The 17,563-nt window shown below is 71.9% G+C and carries 8 protein-coding genes; 4 read left to right on the plus strand and 4 right to left on the minus strand.

Features of this window, described 5'->3' with window-relative positions; genetic code table 11:
- Positions 1-4: 4 nt before the first annotated feature.
- Complete coding sequence (locus D7X12_RS05095) at positions 5-3,922, minus strand: serine/threonine-protein kinase (protein ID WP_244224355.1); 3,918 nt, start codon at positions 3,920-3,922, stop codon at positions 5-7.
- Positions 3,923-4,229: 307 nt separating this feature from the next.
- Positions 4,230-5,777, minus strand: coding sequence for a Do family serine endopeptidase (locus D7X12_RS05100; RefSeq protein WP_120624140.1), 1,548 nt, complete (start codon positions 5,775-5,777; stop codon positions 4,230-4,232).
- Between the two features lie 435 nt (positions 5,778-6,212).
- Here D7X12_RS05100 and D7X12_RS05105 point away from each other — a divergent pair, with 435 nt between their 5' ends.
- Both D7X12_RS05105 and D7X12_RS05110 read left to right on the plus strand, forming a co-directional pair.
- On the plus strand, positions 6,213-6,665 hold the full coding sequence (locus D7X12_RS05105) for a response regulator (protein WP_120624141.1): 453 nt from the start codon (positions 6,213-6,215) through the stop codon (positions 6,663-6,665).
- 42 nt (positions 6,666-6,707) lie between these two features.
- Positions 6,708-7,511 (plus strand): glutaminyl-peptide cyclotransferase, encoded by an 804-nt coding sequence (locus D7X12_RS05110; protein WP_120624142.1) that lies wholly within the window; start codon positions 6,708-6,710, stop codon positions 7,509-7,511.
- A gap of 3 nt (positions 7,512-7,514) precedes the next feature.
- Here D7X12_RS05110 and D7X12_RS05115 read toward each other — a convergent pair whose 3' ends face one another.
- Complete coding sequence (locus D7X12_RS05115; protein ID WP_120624143.1) at positions 7,515-8,051, minus strand: metal-dependent hydrolase; 537 nt, start codon at positions 8,049-8,051, stop codon at positions 7,515-7,517.
- Between the two features lie 126 nt (positions 8,052-8,177).
- Between D7X12_RS05115 and D7X12_RS05120 the strand changes: the two genes are divergently transcribed.
- Both D7X12_RS05120 and D7X12_RS05125 read left to right on the plus strand, forming a co-directional pair.
- A complete protein-coding gene (locus D7X12_RS05120; RefSeq protein WP_120624144.1) occupies positions 8,178-16,853 on the plus strand; it encodes a non-ribosomal peptide synthetase/type I polyketide synthase in 8,676 nt (2,891 codons plus the stop codon).
- Positions 16,840-17,304, plus strand: a complete 465-nt coding sequence (locus tag D7X12_RS05125; protein WP_120624145.1) for a nuclear transport factor 2 family protein — start codon at positions 16,840-16,842, stop codon at positions 17,302-17,304. Before D7X12_RS05120 ends, D7X12_RS05125 begins: the two co-directional genes overlap by 14 nt.
- A gap of 6 nt (positions 17,305-17,310) precedes the next feature.
- On the opposite strand, the gene D7X12_RS05130 is transcribed toward D7X12_RS05125, so the two are convergent.
- Complete coding sequence (locus D7X12_RS05130; protein ID WP_120624146.1) at positions 17,311-17,544, minus strand: hypothetical protein; 234 nt, start codon at positions 17,542-17,544, stop codon at positions 17,311-17,313.
- Positions 17,545-17,563 lie beyond the last annotated feature (19 nt).

Genomic DNA, 17,563 nt, shown 5'->3' on the forward strand with positions numbered 1-17,563 from the left:
GCTGCTACGCGGCGGGCGTGAGGTCGCGCACGCGCTCCAGCGAGCGGCGGATGCGGTCTTCCATCAAGTTGGGCACGTGCGCCGCGCGCGCCAGCGCCTCGCCCAGGGCGAGCATCGCCTCGGCGAAGTCGCCCCGGCGCCACGCCGCGAGGCCCATCATCTCCAGCACCTCGAGCGGCTCCTGCTCCACGGACACCTGCGCGGAGCGCTCGCGCAGCGCGTGCCACTCCTCCGCCGTCGCGTCGCGGGCGGTCAGTTCCACCATGGAGAAGAGCACCTCCTCCGACGGGCTCAGGTTCACGCCGTGCCGGCTGTTCGCCATCGTCTGCCGCACCTGCGCGAGCAGCTCCCGCGCCCGGTCATGCCGCCCCGTCCACGCCATGGCGCGGGCCTGGAGCAAGAGGGCCCACGGGCGGTGCGCCACCTCCGGGTGCCGGCGCTCCAGCACGATGGCGCGGGCGATGTGCGGCGCCGCGGCCTCCACGTCGCCGGCCTGGTAGTACAGCTCGCCCATGTTGTGCTCGGCGAAGTACTCCCAGCCCACGACGCCCAGCTCGCGCCCCAGTTGCATGAAGCGCTCCTGGTCCTTCAGCGCGTGCGTCAAATCCCTCCGCGCCACCCACAGGTTGCGGCGGTTGTTGATGGCCGAACCCAGGTGGAACCGGTCTCCGCGCTCCGTGCATGCGCTGATGACCTCGTCCATCACGCGCTCGGCGCCGTCGATGTCGCCCAGGTTGGGGAGGATGACGGCCATCAGCAGCAGCGCCACCACCAGCGTCTCGTAGCCCGCGTCTCCCAGCTTCCGGGCGCGCTCCGCGGCGGCCTCCAGCGGCATCAGCGCGTCCAGCCACTCACCCTTGCGGAACTGCGCGCGGCCCAGCGCCAGCAGCAGCCGCGCCTGCACGTACGGCGACGTCACCGTCTCCGACAGGTGCTGCGCCTCCTGGGCCCGCTCCTCGCTGCGCGCGTAGTCGTTCACCCAGTCGAGCGCCATGGCCTCGTCGAGCAGCAGCTCCACCACCGCGCGCGAATCGCCCACGCCCTGCGCCCGGTCCCTCGCGATGGCGAAGTCCGTGAGCGAGTCCTCGTACCGGCCGATGCGGTAGCGCATCAGGCCCCGGCCTCTCAGCGCGGTGAGGCAGCGCAGCTCGTCCTCGGGCTCCAACAGCTCCAGGGCCCGCGTGTACATGGCCTCCGCGTCGAGGAAGGCGTGACGGCCCCGCGCGGACTCCGCCAGGTCGATGGTGAGCGCCGCCGCCTCGTCGCGCAGACCGGCCGCCGCCGCGTGCAGCGCCAGTCGGGCCAGCCGCTGGCGCTCCTGCGAACCCGCCGGGCTCAGGTAGTGGCGGTAGGCGGCGCGGTGGATGCGCGCCTTCTCCTCGGCGGGCAGGCCCGCGACCACGGCCTCGCGCACCAGCTCGTTGCGGAAGCTCAGGCCCTCCAGCCGGTGCTCCACGAGCAGCCCCGAGTCCAGCAGCCGCCGCGTCGCGTGGCCCACGTCCAGCGGGAACTGCGCCGCGGCGCCGTCGCGCTCCAGCTCGCGCACCACGCCGTCCGCGGCGGTGGCGGTGAAGGCCGCGCCCAGCAGCGCGCACAGGCGGGCGTGCGCGGCGAGCGCCGGGGGCAGCGCGCCCAGTTCGCGATCCGCGAGCCACTCCACCAGCCGCAGCTCCGGGACGCGGTCCAGTTCGTCGGTGACGAGGTACCAGTTGCCGCCGGGCGAGCGCTGGCGCACGAGCCCCTGGCGCTTGAGGCCGCGCACCAGCTCCACGAGGAACAGGGGCACGCGCTGCGCGCGCTCGACGATGCGCTCCACCGCCTGCGCGGGCACGTTCTCCACCGGCTTGAGCAGCGCGCGGCACAGCGCCTGCGCGTCGCCCGACGTGAGGCCGGACAGGGGCAGCTCCAGCTGCCGCGCGGCGCGGGCGCCCCAGGACGGGCGGCTCTGCTCGAAGCCCGGGCGCACGAGCACGCAGACCCACAAGGGCACGCGCGTCTCCGCGAGGGCCGCGTACTCCAGCGCGTCCAGCGCCGTCTCCTCCGCGAAGTGCGCGTCGTCCACGACGAGGCACAGGGGTCGCTCGCGGGCGCTCGCCGCCAGCAGCTCACCCGTGGCGCGCAGGGCCAGCGAGCGCAGCGCGCCCGGGGCCGCGGCCCAGCTGTGCAGCTCCGGCCCGCCGGGCGCGTACCACCCGAGCGTCGCGGCCACGCCCGGCCACAGCTCCATGCCCAGCCGGTTCCCCAGCCGGTCGAGGATGGCGGTGCGGCCATCCTCCTGCGTGTCCGTGTCGTCGTGGTCGAAGCCGTGCAGCGCGACGCGCAGCAGCGTGCGCAGCGTGCCTTCCGGGTCGCCCTGCACGGGCTCGCGGGCGCGCATGGAGTAGACGCGGGCGTGGGGCAGCGCGGCCCGCAGGCGCAGCGCGAGCGTGGCGGCCAGGTGGCTCTTGCCATGGCCCCGGTCGCCCTTCACGGTGACGACGGTGGGCGCCGCTTCCGACACCGCGCCCCGGGCGCTCTCCAGCAGGTTCTCCAGCTCCGCATCGCGGCCCAGCAGCACCGCGCTGCCCAGCTGCAACACGGTGACATCCGGCCGGGGCGCGGCACCCGAAGGCGCGGGGCGCATCAGGCTGGAGCGTCCCGGCACCGGCAGGCACGGCACCTCCGGCACGGCCTCCGCCGCGGCGGGCGACAGCATCAGGCCGCGCGTCTCCGGGACGCTGGGATAGCGGTCCTCGCGCGCGAAGATGGCGCTCAGGTAGCGGGGCGCGCCATCCAGCCGGCGCTGCACCGTGACGGTGGCCACGTCCACCAGCGCGGCCGGCGCGAGTCCCCGGTCGGCCAATCCTTCCGCGGCGCGCAGGGCGCGGCGCACGGGGTTCTCTCCCACGTCCGGATCGAACACGCCCGCGAAGCGCGCGCCGTCGGTGAAGGCCATGTGGCCTCCGTACGCGGCGAGCGCCTTCTGCACCGCCACCGGGTTCGCGCGCGAGGCGAGGAACAGCACCGCCACCGAGCGGCGCGTCTGGGCGGGGCGCGGGTCAGGCAGGACGGTGAGGCGGGGCGCGGGCTGCACCGCGGCCTGCCCCGCGTGCTCCAGCGCCGCGCGCAGCGCCTGGGCCACGGCGGCCGCGTCGCGGGGACGGCGCGCGGGCTCCTTGGCCAGACACCGCAGCACGACCTCCTCCACCGACGGCGCCACCGGGGCGTACTCCGAAGGCGGCGGCGGCCGCAGCGACAGGTGCGCCTGGAGCACCTCCGTGAGCGCGCCGAAGAACGGCGGCCGGCCGGTGATGAGCTCGTAGAGGATGACGCCCAGCGCGTACACGTCCGTGCGCGCGTCGAGCGCCGCGTGGCCCGCGCACTGCTCGGGCGCCATGTACTCGGCGGTGCCGGCGAAGGAGGTGGTGTCGCCGGGCGTGCCGTCCTCGGCGGGCTCGCCGGGCGCGGGACGCTGCACCAGGCCGAAGTCGAAGACGCGGGCCCGGCCCTGCGCGTCGTCCAGGAAGACGTGCTCGGGCTTGAGGTCGCAGTGCACCAGCCCGTGCGCGTGCACGTGGGCCACCGCCTCCAGGAGCGCGTTGGCGCGCGGGCCGAACTCCTGGGGCGACAGCGGCCCGGACGCCTGGGCGAGCCAGTCCGCCAGGGTGGGCAGGGGCACGAACTCCATCGCGACGAAGCGCTGACCGCCCGGCAACGTGCCCGTCTCATACAACGTGGGCACGGTGGGCGGCCCGATGGTGCGCAGCGCCGCGGCCTCGCGGGTGAGCTGGGCCTCCGCGAGCGCGACGCCGGGACGGGCCAGCTTCAACGCGACGCGTTCGCCCTCGGTGCCGTCGCCCGCGCGCTTGTGCGCGGCCAGGAGGACGCCGAAGCCACCGCGCGCGATGACCTGCTCGCACCGGTAGCCCGGAACCTCGGGCAACAGGTTCGAGACATCGGACGGCAGGGCGGTGGACGGCGGTACGCCGGGCGGGCACGGCGTGTGAGTGCCTTCCCAACGTCGCCCGCATGTGAGGCAGCGCGGCACGGGCAATACTCTACGCCAGCGCGCCTTCGATTTCCGAACCCGGGGCCGCCCGGGCGCCCTACCTCCGGAAAACGCGCGACACCCGACAGCACGAGCCGTCCGGAGTGCAGCGGGTCGCAGCTGCACCCGCCGCGTCATTTCGCACCGCGTCGCGCCGCGAAGGTCAGGACTCCCTGCCAGCCCCGAGCAAACGGCGAGCGCCCTACCGCGCCGGCACTTCAATGGCACGCATCAGCGCGCCGTCCTGACCGGGCACCCGCGCGCGCAGCAGCAGCGCCGTCCCCGGCTCGGCGGCGGTCAGCGCCTGGGCGGCGTCGGCGACGCCGGACACCTTCATGTCGCCCACCTGCGTGAGCACCATGCCGGGCGAAAGCCCCGCGCGCTCCGCGGCGCTGCCGGACTCCACCGCCACCACCTGCGCGCCGCCGCTGCCGTCCTGCGCCTCGGACAGCCGCAGGCCCAGCCGCTTGGACAGCGGCGCGGGCGTCGAGTCCCGGGGCGTCATCTCCTCCTCGCCCCGCTGCGTGGGCCGGGTGCCCAGCTTCACGGGCACCTCCATCGCCTTTCCTCCGCGCACGACGCTCACCTTCACCTCGCTGCCCGGCTTGAGCAGCGCCACCGCGCGCGTCAGCGACCCGGCGGACTCCACCGCGCGCTCGCCCACCGACGTGATGACGTCCTCCTCGCGCAGGCCCGCCTTGTCGCCCGGGCCGCCCGCGCTGACGCTGGCCACCACCGCGCCCTTCGCGGCCTCCACGCGCAGCGCCTTCGCCAGCTCCGGCGTGAGGTCCTGCACCGCCAGCCCCACCCAGCCCCGGCGCACCACGCCGGTCTCCTGGAGCTGCGGCAGCAGCGCCTGGATGAGGTTGGCCGGCACTGCGAAGCCGATGCCCGTGGCGCCGCCGATGATGGCCGTGTTCATCCCCACCACCTCGCCCTTCATGTTGAAGAGCGGGCCGCCGGAGTTGCCCGGGTTGATGGCGGCGTCCGTCTGCAGGAAGTCGTCATAGGGGCCCGCGTGGATGTCGCGCGCCCGGGCGGAGAGGATGCCCGCGCTCACGCTGGACGCGAGCCCGAACGGGTTGCCAATGGCCATCACCGGGTCGCCCACGCGCAGGCCGTCGGAGTCCCCCAGCTTCACGTAGGGCAGCGCGCCGGACACGCCCTTGAGCTGGATCAACGCCACGTCCGTGAGCGCGTCGCGGCCCAGCACCTCCGCGTCGAACGCGCGCCCGTCCTCCAGCTTCACGCGGACCAGGTCCGCGCCCTCGACGACATGGTTGTTGGTGAGCACCAGGCCCGCGGGGTCGATGACGAAGCCCGAACCCACCCCCTGCTTGGACGGCGCGCCGCCCCCCTCACCGAAGGGGTTCTGTCCGCCCGGAAGGCCGAAGCGCTCCGCGAGCCCCGGAGGCAGGCCGCGCATGCCCATCGCGGGACGGGCCCGCGCCTGCACCTCCACGTTCACCACCGCGCCCTTCACCGTGTCCACCAGCGGCGCCAGCGACATGATGGCGCCCGGAGTGCCCGGCGCGGCGGAGTAGACCGCGGGCTCCACCCTGGCGCCGGAGGGCGTGGTGTTGGGCTGCGCCGCCTGCTCGGCCTTCGGTGTCTGCGGCGTTCTCAGGGGCAGCGTGGGGCGGGCGGCGGGGGCCGCGTCCGGCGCGGGCTTGCAGGCCCCCAGGACCATCAGGGGCGTGAGTGCGAGCGCTCCGGCAAGGCGGCGGCGGGACGGAAGCATGCGAACCATCGTGCGTTCTCCTTGTGTGCGGCCGGAAACGACGTTCCGGGCGAAAAAGCGTCGAACCGGATGCGGTGGGCACCCTGGGAAGGAGGCAGCGGTCCCGTTCCACCGACGACACCGGGAGGTCGCCAGCGGCCCAGCTGCCAGGAAGGGAGCTCCGAGGAGGAAGCCCCGCATCCGATTCGACACCCGGACTCCATTGCAGCCCGCGGGCCAGGACCCCTCCACCCGTGCCTCCAGGGGAGCCACGCCCCAGCGGCCCCTCGCGCGCGGGGCAAAGTGCCCCAGCCGGGGCATTTCGCCCGGGGGCAACGTGCCCCATGTCCCAGGGAGCACTTCCGCCAGATCCAGAGGGGCGCCGGTGGCACGGCGGATGCTCCAGGCGCCTCCAGTCCTACCACCCGGGTGCCCGGCGCACCCTGTCCCCCGGAGGTCACTCCCATGGTGCACGAGCAATCAGAAGGGAGCGCGCGTGGCGCGGCCTGGAAGAACCCCAGGCCCCAGCCAGGGCGGGCGCCTCGCATCCTCCTCGCGGATGATCAGCCGGAGATGCGCACGCTCATCCGCAAGATGCTGGTGCGGCGGGGCTGTGAGGTGGTGGAGGCGGAGGACGGACCCGGCCTGGTGCGCATCCTCATTGAAGGGCTGACCGCGGAAGAGTCGCGCGCGCCCGACCTCATCATCACCGACGTGCGCATGCCGGGCTTCACGGGGCTGGAGGTGCTCGCCCGCCTGCGCCGCGAGCAGTGGACCACGCCCGTCATCCTCATCACCGCCTTTGGCGACGCGCAGCTGCACCGGGACGCCCTGCGCCTGGGAGCCGCCTGTGTCCTTAACAAGCCGTTCGAACTGGAGGAGCTGCGCGGCGAGGTGGAGGCCGCGCTGGCGCGCTAAGGTGGCGCTGCTCGCGAAGCCGTCGCCCTCGCAAGGAAACCCATGCGCCGCATCCCCTGGTCCCTGTCGTTGTCCCTGCTGTGCCTGGGGTGCGCGCCCACGCAACGCCAGGCGCTGGACCCGGACGCCGGGCCCCCGGAGGTCGTGCCGCAGCGACTGGTGGCGCGCATCGTCCACACGTATCCGCACGACCCGACCGCCTTCACGCAGGGCCTCCAGTTCCACCAGGGCCAGCTCTACGAGAGCACCGGTGGAGTGGGCGACCTGCGGCGCATCTCCCTGGAGCAGGCCGCGCCGCTGTGGGTCCAGCCCCTGCCGGACGTGTTCCCGGAAGGGCTCGCCAGCGACGGCACGCGGCTGTACCAGCTCACCTGGCAGGACGAGACGCTGTACGTGTGGAACGGCACGCCGCCCGCGCGGGAGAAGCAGGTGGCCTACGCGGGCGAGGGCTGGGGCCTGTGCTTCTGGCAGGGGCAGCTCGTGAGGAGCGACGGCACGGCCACGCTGCGCTTCCACGACCCGAAGGACTTCCGCGTGAAGTCCCAGGTGCAGGTGACGTTGGAGGGCACGCCGCAGGAGCGGCTCAACGAACTGGAGTGCGCGGAGGACGGCGTCTACGCCAACGTCTGGTACTCCGACCGCGTGCTGAAGATCGACTACGCGACGGGCCGCGTGCTGGCCGTCATCGACGCGTCGGAGCTGGTGCGGGCGGTGCGCGGCCGCATCCAGAACAACAGCGCGGTGCTCAACGGCATCGCGAAGGAGCCCGGCACCGGCCGGCTGTTCTTCACCGGCAAGCTGTGGCCGGACCTCTTCGAGGTGAAGCTGGAGCCCGCGACCCCGTAGGCTTCAGGAGGCGTCCGGTGCGCGCTGTCGCAAGAAGCGCCGCCGCACCGTGCGGGTGACCTCCGCGTCCCAGCGGGGTGACAGCACTTCCAGCACGGTCCGGTGGAAGGGCAGGGCACAGGCCAGACATGCCAGCGTCGCGGCCAGCCCGATGAGGCTGTTCTGCCAGGAGGCCAGGTCCCACTGCCCGGACCAGGACCACTCCGCCAGGCTCCGCGGCCAGAAGTAGTGGATGGGCCACCCGGGGCCGCTGCCGACCAGGTCACACAGCAGGTGTCCGTGGAATGCCGCCACCGACAGCAGCGCCACGGCCGCGCGCTGTCGTGCCAGCGCGGTACAGACGGCCATCGTGACGAGCGCCCCCACGTAGCCGTGAAAGATGACGTGGTGGTAGCGCGAATAGAACTCTTCTCCCGCGAGCAATGACAATCCATCCAGGTCCGGTGCGAGCCCCGCGCAGGTGACAAGGATGCGGTCGCGCCGTTCACGCAGGCCTTGCGCCAGCAGCCAGGACAGTTCGGCGTGGACGATGGGGCTCATGGGGGACTCATGGGGATGCGCAAGGGTACGGCGTCCACGCACGGACGTCACCTGTCCCAGGGGAGGGGCATGCCATGGGTGAAGGTTCTCCGCCCTCCGCGTTGAAAAAGTGGGGGCTCACTCTTCATGAAATCCATCTGCGATTATTTCGAAGCCCACGTCCGCGACACTCCGAGTGCCATTGCCGTGCGTTTCGACGGAGGAGTGCTTAGCTATGACCTGCTCAACCGGCGCGCGAACCGGTTGGCCAGGCGGCTCCAGGCGCGGGGTGTGGGGCTGGAGCAGCCGGTGGGCATCCTCACCGACCGCACCCCGGAAACCCTCGTGGGGCTGTTGGGCATCCTGAAGGCAGGGGGTGCCTATCTGCCTTTGGATCCCAGTCATCCGGCGGAGCGGCTCGCGTGGATGATGGAGGATGCGGGTCTGCGAGTGCTGGTGGGCCGGCACGGCGACCTCCAGGCGCTGCGCTTCCAGGGGGACGTCATTGAACCCTCCCTGCCGGACGCGCCTTCCGGAGAAGACGACGCGCTGAACGTGAAGGGAGGCGCGGGGCCCGACTCGCTGGCGTATGTGTTGTTCACGTCGGGCTCCACCGGCCGGCCCAAGGGCGTGTGCATTCCCCATGCGGGCGTGGCCCGGCTGGTGCTCGACGAGGGCTTCATGGGGTTCCGGCGTGAGGACCGCGTCCTCCAGGCCGCGTCCTTCTCGTTCGATGCCTCGACGCTGGAGGTCTGGGGCGCGCTGCTGAACGGGGCCTCGCTGTGTCTCGTCTCACGGGAGACCCTGCTGTCGCCTCCGCTCCTCGCGGCGAAGCTCCGGAGCGACGCGGTGTCGGCCGCGGTCCTGAGCACGTCGCTGTTCCATCAACTGGCGGAGGCCATCCCGGACGCGTTCGGCGCGCTCCGCGTGCTGATGGTCGGGGGCGACGTGCTGGACCCCAAGTGGGTGGGCCACGTGATGGCGCACGGGAAGCCCCAACGCCTGCTCAACAGCTATGGCCCCACCGAGTGCACCACCTCCGCGACGGCCCATGAGCTCCGCGCGGTGCCTGCTCCGGGCAGCAACGTCCCCATCGGCAGGCCGCTCGCGAACCTCCAGGTGTATGTGCTGGATGAAGCGCTGGCGCTCCTCCCCGTGGGTGAGGCGGGAGCGCTGTACCTGGGAGGAGAGGGGCTCGCGCGGGGCTACCTGAACCGCCCCGACCTCACGGGCGAGCGGTTCGTTCCGGATCCCTTCCCCGGTTCGCCGGGCGCACGGCTGTATCGAACCGGGGACCGCGCGCGGTGGCTGGAGGATGGCAACCTGGAGTTCCTGGGGCGGATGGATCATCAGGTGAAGATCCGCGGCGCCCGGGTGGAGCTGGGGGAGATTGAGAGCGTCCTGCGCTCCCTGGCCCAGGTGGGCGACGCGGTCGTGCGGGTGCATGAGGTGTCACGGGGAGACAAGCGACTCGTCGCCTATGTCGCTCCTCGCGAGGGGGCGTCACCGGATCCGGCGGAGCTTCGGGAGTCCCTGCGCTCGAAGCTCCCGGACTTCATGCTCCCCCATGCGGTCATCGTCCTGGACCGCTTGCCGCTCAATCCCAGTGGCAAGGTGGACGTGCATCAGCTGCCGGCTCCGCGCTTCGGCTCGGGGGAGGGTGAGGCGCCGCGCACGACGTTGGAGCAGGACGTCGCGCGCATCTGGTCGGAGGTGTTGGGGACGGCCCAGGCCGGGACGCAGGACCGCTTCATGGAGTCGGGAGGGGACTCGCTGCTCGCGATCCGGCTCATCGAGCGGCTCGAACGAGCCCTGTCCGTCCGGCTCCCGGTGCGGGCGCTCTTCGACAGCCCGAACATCGTGGAGCTGGCGCGACTCGTGGAACATGCGAGGGATGAAGCCCGGGGCGTGGACCTGCCCCCGGTGGTCCCCGTGGAGCGCAGCCGGCCCCTGCCGCTGTCCGACGCGCAGACGCAGCTCTGGCTCTTGAGCCAGGTGGCGCCCCGGAGCGCCTTCTACAACGAGCCCTTCACGCTGTACCTGCCGGGCGTCCTTCATGCAGAGGCCTTGGAGCAGGCCTTCCAATCCCTCATCGCCCGGCATGAAGTCCTTCGCACGACGTTTGAAATCACGCCGGGAGGGCCTGTCCAACGGGTGCGCCCTGGCGTGCCGTTCCACCTGCGGCGCGTGGACCTGCGAGCGATTCCCGAGGGGCTTCGGAGCGCGAAGGCGTTGCAGGTGGCCACGCAGGAAGCGCGCAGGCCCTTCGACCTGGAGCAGGGGCCGTTGCTGCGGGCGACGTTGCTGCAACTGAGCGCTTCGGAGTGTCGCCTTGCGCTGGTGATGCATCACCTGACCGTGGATGGCTTCACGATGGCGACGTTCCTCCAGGAGTTGCACCGGTTCTACCAGGCGGCCCTCGTGGGCGGGCTCCCCGTGCTGGCGCCCCTGCCGCTCCAGTACGGAGACGCCGCTGTCTGGCAGCAGGGTCCGCGCTACCAGGAAGCCATCGCGCCGCACCTCGCGTACTGGAAGCAGTCGCTCGCGGGGGCTCCATTCCTGGCGCTCCCCACGCAGCGTCCCCGCCCTCCGGTCCAGAGCTTCCAGGGTGGCAAGCACGTGGTGCGGATCCCCCGGGAGCTGCTGGACGCGGTGAAGACGTTGGGGCGCCGGGAGGACTCGACGCTCTTCATGACGTTGCTGTCGGCGTTCGGAGCGCTGCTGCATCGCTATTCGGGGAGCGACGACTTCGTCATCGGCGCGGCCTTCTCGGGACGGAGCCGTGAGGAGCTGCGCGCCATCTCCGGGCACTTCGTGAACCTGTTGCCCCTGCGGCTGCGGTTCTCCGAAGGGCTGAGCTTCCGGGCGCTGCTGGCGCGCGTGAGGAAGGCGTGTCTGGAGGCGCTCGAACACCAGGACGCGCCGCTCCTGCGCATCGTGGAGGCGGTGAACCCGGCGCGCCTTCCCGGCGCCAATCCGCTCCTCCAGGTGTCGTGCACGCTGGAGCCGCCCATCTCGGTGCCGGGCTCGGGGTGGAGGGTGGAGCCGCACGACGTCGACACGGGGACGTCGAAGCTGGACCTCTCCCTTGAACTGGATGAGCGGCCGGAGGGCATGTCCGCGCGGCTGGAGTACGCGCTCGACCTGTTCGACCCCGGGATGATCTCCCAACTCGCCGAGCACTTCGTGGCGGTGCTCCGCGAGGCCGTGCGGAATCCAGAGGCGCCTGTGCAGACGCTGCCGCTGCTTTCGGAGCAGGAGAAGGCGAGGCTGCTCACGTGGGCCCAGGGGCCGGTGGAGGACGGGGCCGGCGCTGCCTGTCTGCACCACCCGTTCGAGGCGCAAGCCGCGCGCACCCCTGATGCGCCCGCGCTGATCTTCCAGGGCCAGTCCATGAGCTACCGGACGCTGAACGCGGAGGCGAACCGGCGGGCCCACCACCTGCGTTCGCTGGGCGTCGGGCCCGGGGACTTCGTGGGCCTGTGCCTCCAGCGCTCCTTCGAGCTGATCGTCAGCCTGCTGGCGACGCTGAAGACAGGCGCGGCCTACGTGCCCCTGGATCCGACCTATCCGCAGGCACGGCTGGAGTTCACGGCGCGCGACGCGGGGTTGACGCTCATCCTCGCGCAGGAGGCGACGCATCCGCTCGTGACCGATACGGGCGTGCGGGTGGTCGTGCTGGAGCAGGTGCGGGACGCGCTCGCGGCCGCCTCCGTGGAGGACCCACGCATCCCCGTCACCGGGAGCGACCTGGCGTATGTCATCTACACCTCCGGTTCGACGGGCCAGCCCAAGGGCGTGCTGCTGGAACACCGGGGCGCGGTCCACCTCTGCGAGACCGTGGCGTCTCGCTTTGGCTTCGCGCCGGGCGACCGCGTGTTGCAGTTCTCGCGGTTCGGGTTCGACTTCTCCGTCGCGGAGATCTTCCCGACGCTGTTCTCCGGCGCCACGCTGTACCTGCTCGCGCAGGCGGAGGTGACAGCCGGCGAGGAGCTCGCGGACTTCCTGGAGTCACAGCGCATCCACGTCGCGATGTTCACGCCCGCGGCGCTGGGCTCCATGGCCCTTCGGGCGCTCCCGGACTTGAGGCTCATCGTGCTCGGGGGCGAGGAGGTGCCGGAGCGGCTCGTGGACACCTGGGCTCCGGGCCGGCGCCTCATCAATGGCTATGGCCCCACGGAGACCACCGTCTTCGCGACCCTGGCGGACTGCGTGGCGGGCGGAGGGACGCCGTCCATCGGGAAGCCGCTGCCGGGCTACGAGGTCTACGTCCTGGATGAGGCCCTGGAGCCGGTTCCCGTGGGCGTGCGGGGAACGCTCTACATCGGTGGGATGGGATTGGCGCGCGGCTACCTGCGCCGTCCCGAGCTTGATGCGGAGCGGTTCGTTCCCCATCCGTTCAGCGCGGAGCCGGGGGCACGGCTCTACAAGAGCGGGGATGTCGCCAGCCATCGCCCGGATGGGAGTCTGGAGTTCCACGGACGCGCGGATCGACAGCTCAAGCTGCGCGGCTTTCGCATCGAGCTGGGAGAGATCGAGGCCGTGCTGAGGGCGCATCCGGATGTCCGGGATGCCGTGGTCGAACCTCAATGGCTCGCGGGAGAGCGGCACCTCGTGGCCTACGTCATCCCCCGGGATGCCAACGCGGCGGATCCACGGCTGTCGCGCGGACTCAAGGACTTGCTGGTCGACACGCTTCCACCCCACATGGTCCCAAGGGAGTGGGTGGTGCTGGAGGCGTTCCCGCTGGGCGCCACCGGGAAGCTCGACCGGCGCGCTCTTCCTCCGCCTCCTTCACGAGCACAGGCCCCTGAAGCACCGCCTGGCACGGAGCGCGAGAAGGGGGTGGAGCGGATCTGGTGCCGGCTCCTCGGCGTGGAGCGGGTGGGCCGGCAGGAGGGCTTCTTCGAGGCGGGAGGGAACTCCCTGCTGCTCGCGCGCGTTCAGTCGGCGCTTGAGTCGGAGCTGGGGATCCGCTTGAGCATGGCCACGCTGTTCCAGTTCCCCACCATCGAATCCCTGGCGCGGCGGTTGGACGACGCGTCGGTGGAGCAGCCGGCCCGGATGCCGAGCGCACCCCGGAGCAGGAACTCCGAGCGTCCCGACCGCATCGCCATCATCGGCATGGCGGGCCGGTTCCCGGGCGCGCCCGACGTCCCCTCCCTGTGGACGCTGCTGGTGGAGGGCCGCGAAGGCCTGTCGCGGTTCAGCCCGGAGGAGCTGCTGGCGGCGGGCGTGGAGCCCCGGCTCCTGGAGGATCCCGCCTACGTGCACGCGGTGGGGCTCCTCGAAGAGACGGAGTCCTTCGACGCGGGCTTCTTCGGCTACAGCCCCCAGGATGCCCGGCTGATGGATCCGCAGCTCCGCGTGTTCCTGGAGTGCGCCTGGGAGGCACTTGAAGCCGCGGGCTACGACCCGAAGCGGTTGCCTGGGAGGGCAGGCGTCTTCGCGGGGGCAGGGCTGCCTCGCTACTGGCTGGATCAGGTCGTTCCTCACTCCCGCACCATGTCCGCCGTGGCCTCCGATTCGTATCGGTCCATCCTGGGCAATCCGTGGCAGTTCCTCGCCACGGTGACGGCGTATCAACTGGGCCTGCGCGGGCCCGCGCTCACGGTGCAGACGGCCTGCTCCACGTCGCTGGTAGCGGTCCACCAGGCCTGCCAGAGCCTGCGCTTGGGCGAGTGCGAGCTGGCGCTGGCGGGCGGTGTCTCCCTCTTCGCCTCCCGCCCCTCCGGCTATCTCTACGAGGAAGGCGGCATCGCGTCTCCGGATGGGCATTGCCGTCCCTTCGACGTGAAGGGGCAGGGCACGGTGCCCTCCAGCGGCGTGGGCCTCGTGGTGTTGAAGCGCCTGGAGCACGCGCTGCGCGACGGGGACTCCATCCACGCTGTCATCCGGGGCTCGGCCATCAACAACGACGGAAGCGACAAGGTCGGCTTCACCGCCCCGAGCGTGGAAGGACAGCGTGAAGTCATCCACCAGGCGCACGCGGCCGCCGGAGTGGATCCGCGACACATCACCTTCGTCGAAGCCCACGGGACGGCGACGCCGCTGGGGGATCCGCTGGAACTCCAGGCGCTGCGGCTGGCCTTCGGAGACCGTGGAGACACGGCGCCTCCCTGTGTCCTGGGGTCGCTCAAGAGCAACGTGGGCCACCTGGATTCAGCGGCCGGAGTGGCGGGGCTCATCAAGGCGACGCTGGCCTTGAAACACCGGTTCCTGCCCGGGACCGTCCACTTCGAACACGCGCATCCGGAGCTGGGGCTGGAGCGCGGGCCCTTCGTGGTGAGCCGGGAAGGGCGCCCGTGGACACCGCCCGCGGGGCTCCCGCGCCTCGCTGGCGTCAGCGCGTTTGGCATTGGGGGAACCAATGCCCACGTGGTCGTCGAAGAAGCGCCACCCGCGCCAGCGGCCTCCGAAGCGCGAGAGGAAGCGACGGTGCTGGTGGTGTCGGCCCGGAGCGAGGATGCGCTGGAGACGGCGACCGAGCGGCTCGCGGACCACCTGGAGCAACACCCGCCCCAGGCCCTGGCGGATCTCGCGTACACGCTGCAGGAGGGGAGGGCGGCCTTCGAGTACCGCCGGGCCGTCGTGTGCCAGGACCTCGCGGAGGCCACCGTGAAGCTCCGGTTGCGCGTTCCCGCGCGGCGCGTGGCGCCCCGTGCCCCGGAGGTGGTCTTCCTGTTCCCTGGCGGGGGCACGCAGGAGGTGGGCATGGGCGTGGCGTGGTACAGGCGCGCGCCGGTGTACCGCGAGGCCCTGGATCAATGCCTCGCGCTCTTCGGCCGGGACCTGGAGCGTGAGTTGCGCGGCGCGCTGTTCGCGGAGGAGGCGGGACGGGCGCACGCGGAAGAGGCCCTCCGAGCCCCCTCACTGGGCATGGCCGCCATCTTCTCCACGGAGTACGCGCTGTCGCGGCTGTTGGGCTCCTGGGGCATCCGTCCAGCGGCCCTGATGGGGCACAGCCTGGGCGAGTACACCGCCGCGTGTCTGGCCGGCGTCCTGTCGCTGGAAGAGGCGGTGGCCCTGGTCGGCCTGCGTGGCCGGCTCTGCGACGCCTTGCCACCTTCCGGGATGCTGGCTGTTCCGATGTCGCCCGGCGTGCTCGCGCAGGCGCTCGCTGCCGGACTGTCGCTGGCCGCCGTGAACGGGCCGGCACAGTGCGTGGTGTCGGGGACGCTGGATGCACTGGACACCTTCGCGGCGCGGCTGGATGCGAGGGGTGTGCGGTCGAAGCGACTGCCGCTCCCCGGCGGGTTCCATTCCGTGCTCGTGGAGCCGGTGATGAAGCCGCTCACGGCGCTGGCCGCGACGATGGACCCCAGGGCCCCGGTGATTCCCATCGTCTCCAACGTCACGGGAACCTGGCTGGGCGCGGACGACGCGCGCGACCCCGGATACTGGGCACGGCACCTGCGGCAGACCGTCCGGTTCTCCTCCGGGCTGGAGCTGCTGCTGGAAGACCGCGAGCGGATCTTCGTGGAGGTCGGCCCGGGAAGGACCCTCTCCACGCTGACCCTGCTGCATCCCCAGGTGGGCCAGGAGCGCCAGGTCCTGTCCACGCTCGGGGTGTCGCAGGGCCGGCGGGATCCTCCCGAGACCGATGAGCAGGCCCTGCTCGGCGCCGTGGGACAGCTCTGGACCGCGGGTGTCCCCGTGGACTGGAGCGCGATGCGGGATGAGGCGCCGAGGCGGCGGGTCCCACTGCCGACGTACCCCTTCGAGCGCCAGCGCTACTCCCTGGAGGAGCAGCCGTCCCGGGCCTCGCGGGAGCCCGTGCCCCGGCCCGCGACGGAGCGCCGGGACCTCGGGAGCGAGGAGGTGCGGGTGTTGGTGGAAGACCTCTGGAAGGAGCTGCTCGGGGTGGATGTGCTGACGCCCGACAGCCACTTCTTCGGGTCGGGGGGAACCTCCCTCCTGGTCGTGCAGCTCAACCGCGAGCTGAAGGCGCGGCTCTCCGTGCGCCTGTCGCTGCACGCGGTGTTGGAGCACCCGACCCTGGGGACGTTCGTGCAGGCCGTCCAGGACGCGCTGGAGCAGCTGGGCCGGCCCCCGCGGAAGCCTCCCGCGCTGCGGATGCAGCTCCAGGACGGGCGGCCTGATCAGACGCCCCTCTTCCTCGTGCAGCCCATTGGCGGAACGGTCTACACGTACCTGCCGCTGACGCGACAGCTGGGGCCTTCCAGGCCCGTCCATGCGTTCCGCGCGTCGGGGTTGGAGCCTGGAGAGGTGCTCTACCGGGACGTGCCGTCGATGGCGCGCCGGTACGTGGACGAGCTGCTGGAGTTCCAACCCCAGGGGCCCTACTGGCTGGGAGGGCACTCGTCGGGAGGCGTGGTCGCCTATGAGATGGGGGCCGTCCTGCTGGAGCGGGGACATCGCGTGGCGGGCGTCATCCAGATCGACACGGTGACGGTGGACGACTCACGCCGGCTGGGAATCAAGACCGTGGGGGATGTGCTCCAATTGATCGACGCCTTCCGGCGCATCTCGCCGCTCGTGGCGGAAGGCCTGCGGGCCGCGATGGAGACCGACCCGCGGCTGCGCGATGTGGTGCTCGCCACCAATGAGGCCCTCGCCTCGTACCTGCCGGGACGACACGCGGTCCCCCTGGTGTATCTGCGGGGCCAGGAGCGGGACACGGTCCTGGACGTGCATGCGGAGGCGTGGTGGCGGGCGCTGACGACCGGCAGCTTCCAGTTCCACGAGGTGCCCGGCAATCACTTCTCCGTCATGGAGCCGCCCTTCGTGACGGAGGTGGCGCGGATCATCGAGGACTGCCTGACGGCAGGGAAGGGAGCGCGGCGCGATGAGTTCGGATGAGCGTGCGAAGGACGGAGGCGACTGGAAGGTGGAGCTGGGGCAGCGCTTCGCCGCGTTCATCGACGCCTACGAACGCAGGAGCCTGGAGGCCCTGGGAGAGCTGTTCTGGCATGACGAGGACATCGTCGTGGTGGGCACCCACTCCAACCTCCACTTCGTCGGCTGGGCGCAGGTCGAGCACTCCTTCCACAGACAGTTCGAACACCTGCGCGACCTCCGCGTGACGCTGCGCTCCGAGCCGCGCTGGCACGGGGGCGCGCCGCCCTCCACGATGGCGTGTCTCACGGTGCCCGCGATGGACCTCACGGTGACGGCGGACGGCAAGCCCACCACCTTCACCGGGATCCGCGTGACCTGCGCATTCGAGCGCCGGGGAACCGCCTGGCGCATGGTCCAGATGCACTGGTCGCTGCCACGCGTGGAGGTGTTGGTCGACCACGGGGCGCCGTAGGCGTGCTCAACCCGGTGGCACGGGCGAGCGTCGCGGCGTGCCCAGCAGCTCCAGCGTGCGCACCGCCACGTCCGCCAGCGTGGAGGAGCACGGCATGCAGCCTCCACCACAGCACGAGGGCCAGTCGCCCTCCGGGTCCCGCAGCAGCGGGTACACGCACCCCCGAAGGGACTCCGGCAGCCCGGCGTCCTCGCAGGCCTGGCGCAGCGCCGCCTGCACGGTGGCATCCTTCACGTCCATCCCTCCTGCTTCCCAACCC

This window comes from Corallococcus sicarius, assembly GCF_003611735.1.
Classification (GTDB): Bacteria; Myxococcota; Myxococcia; order Myxococcales; family Myxococcaceae; genus Corallococcus; species Corallococcus sicarius.

What these genes read in the sequence shown, in the direction of transcription:
- D7X12_RS05130 (WP_120624146.1), bottom strand. Translation starts at nt 17,544, where the DNA reads ATGGACGTGAAGGATGCCACCGTGCAGGCGGCGCTGCGCCAGGCCTGC.
- D7X12_RS05120 (WP_120624144.1), top strand. Translation starts at nt 8,178, where the DNA reads ATGAAATCCATCTGCGATTATTTCGAAGCCCACGTCCGCGACACTCCG.
- D7X12_RS05115 (WP_120624143.1), bottom strand. Translation starts at nt 8,051, where the DNA reads ATGAGCCCCATCGTCCACGCCGAACTGTCCTGGCTGCTGGCGCAAGGC.
- D7X12_RS05105 (WP_120624141.1), top strand. Translation starts at nt 6,213, where the DNA reads ATGGTGCACGAGCAATCAGAAGGGAGCGCGCGTGGCGCGGCCTGGAAG.
- D7X12_RS05100 (WP_120624140.1), bottom strand. Translation starts at nt 5,777, where the DNA reads ATGGTTCGCATGCTTCCGTCCCGCCGCCGCCTTGCCGGAGCGCTCGCA.
- D7X12_RS05125 (WP_120624145.1), top strand. Translation starts at nt 16,840, where the DNA reads ATGAGTTCGGATGAGCGTGCGAAGGACGGAGGCGACTGGAAGGTGGAG.
- D7X12_RS05110 (WP_120624142.1), top strand. Translation starts at nt 6,708, where the DNA reads ATGCGCCGCATCCCCTGGTCCCTGTCGTTGTCCCTGCTGTGCCTGGGG.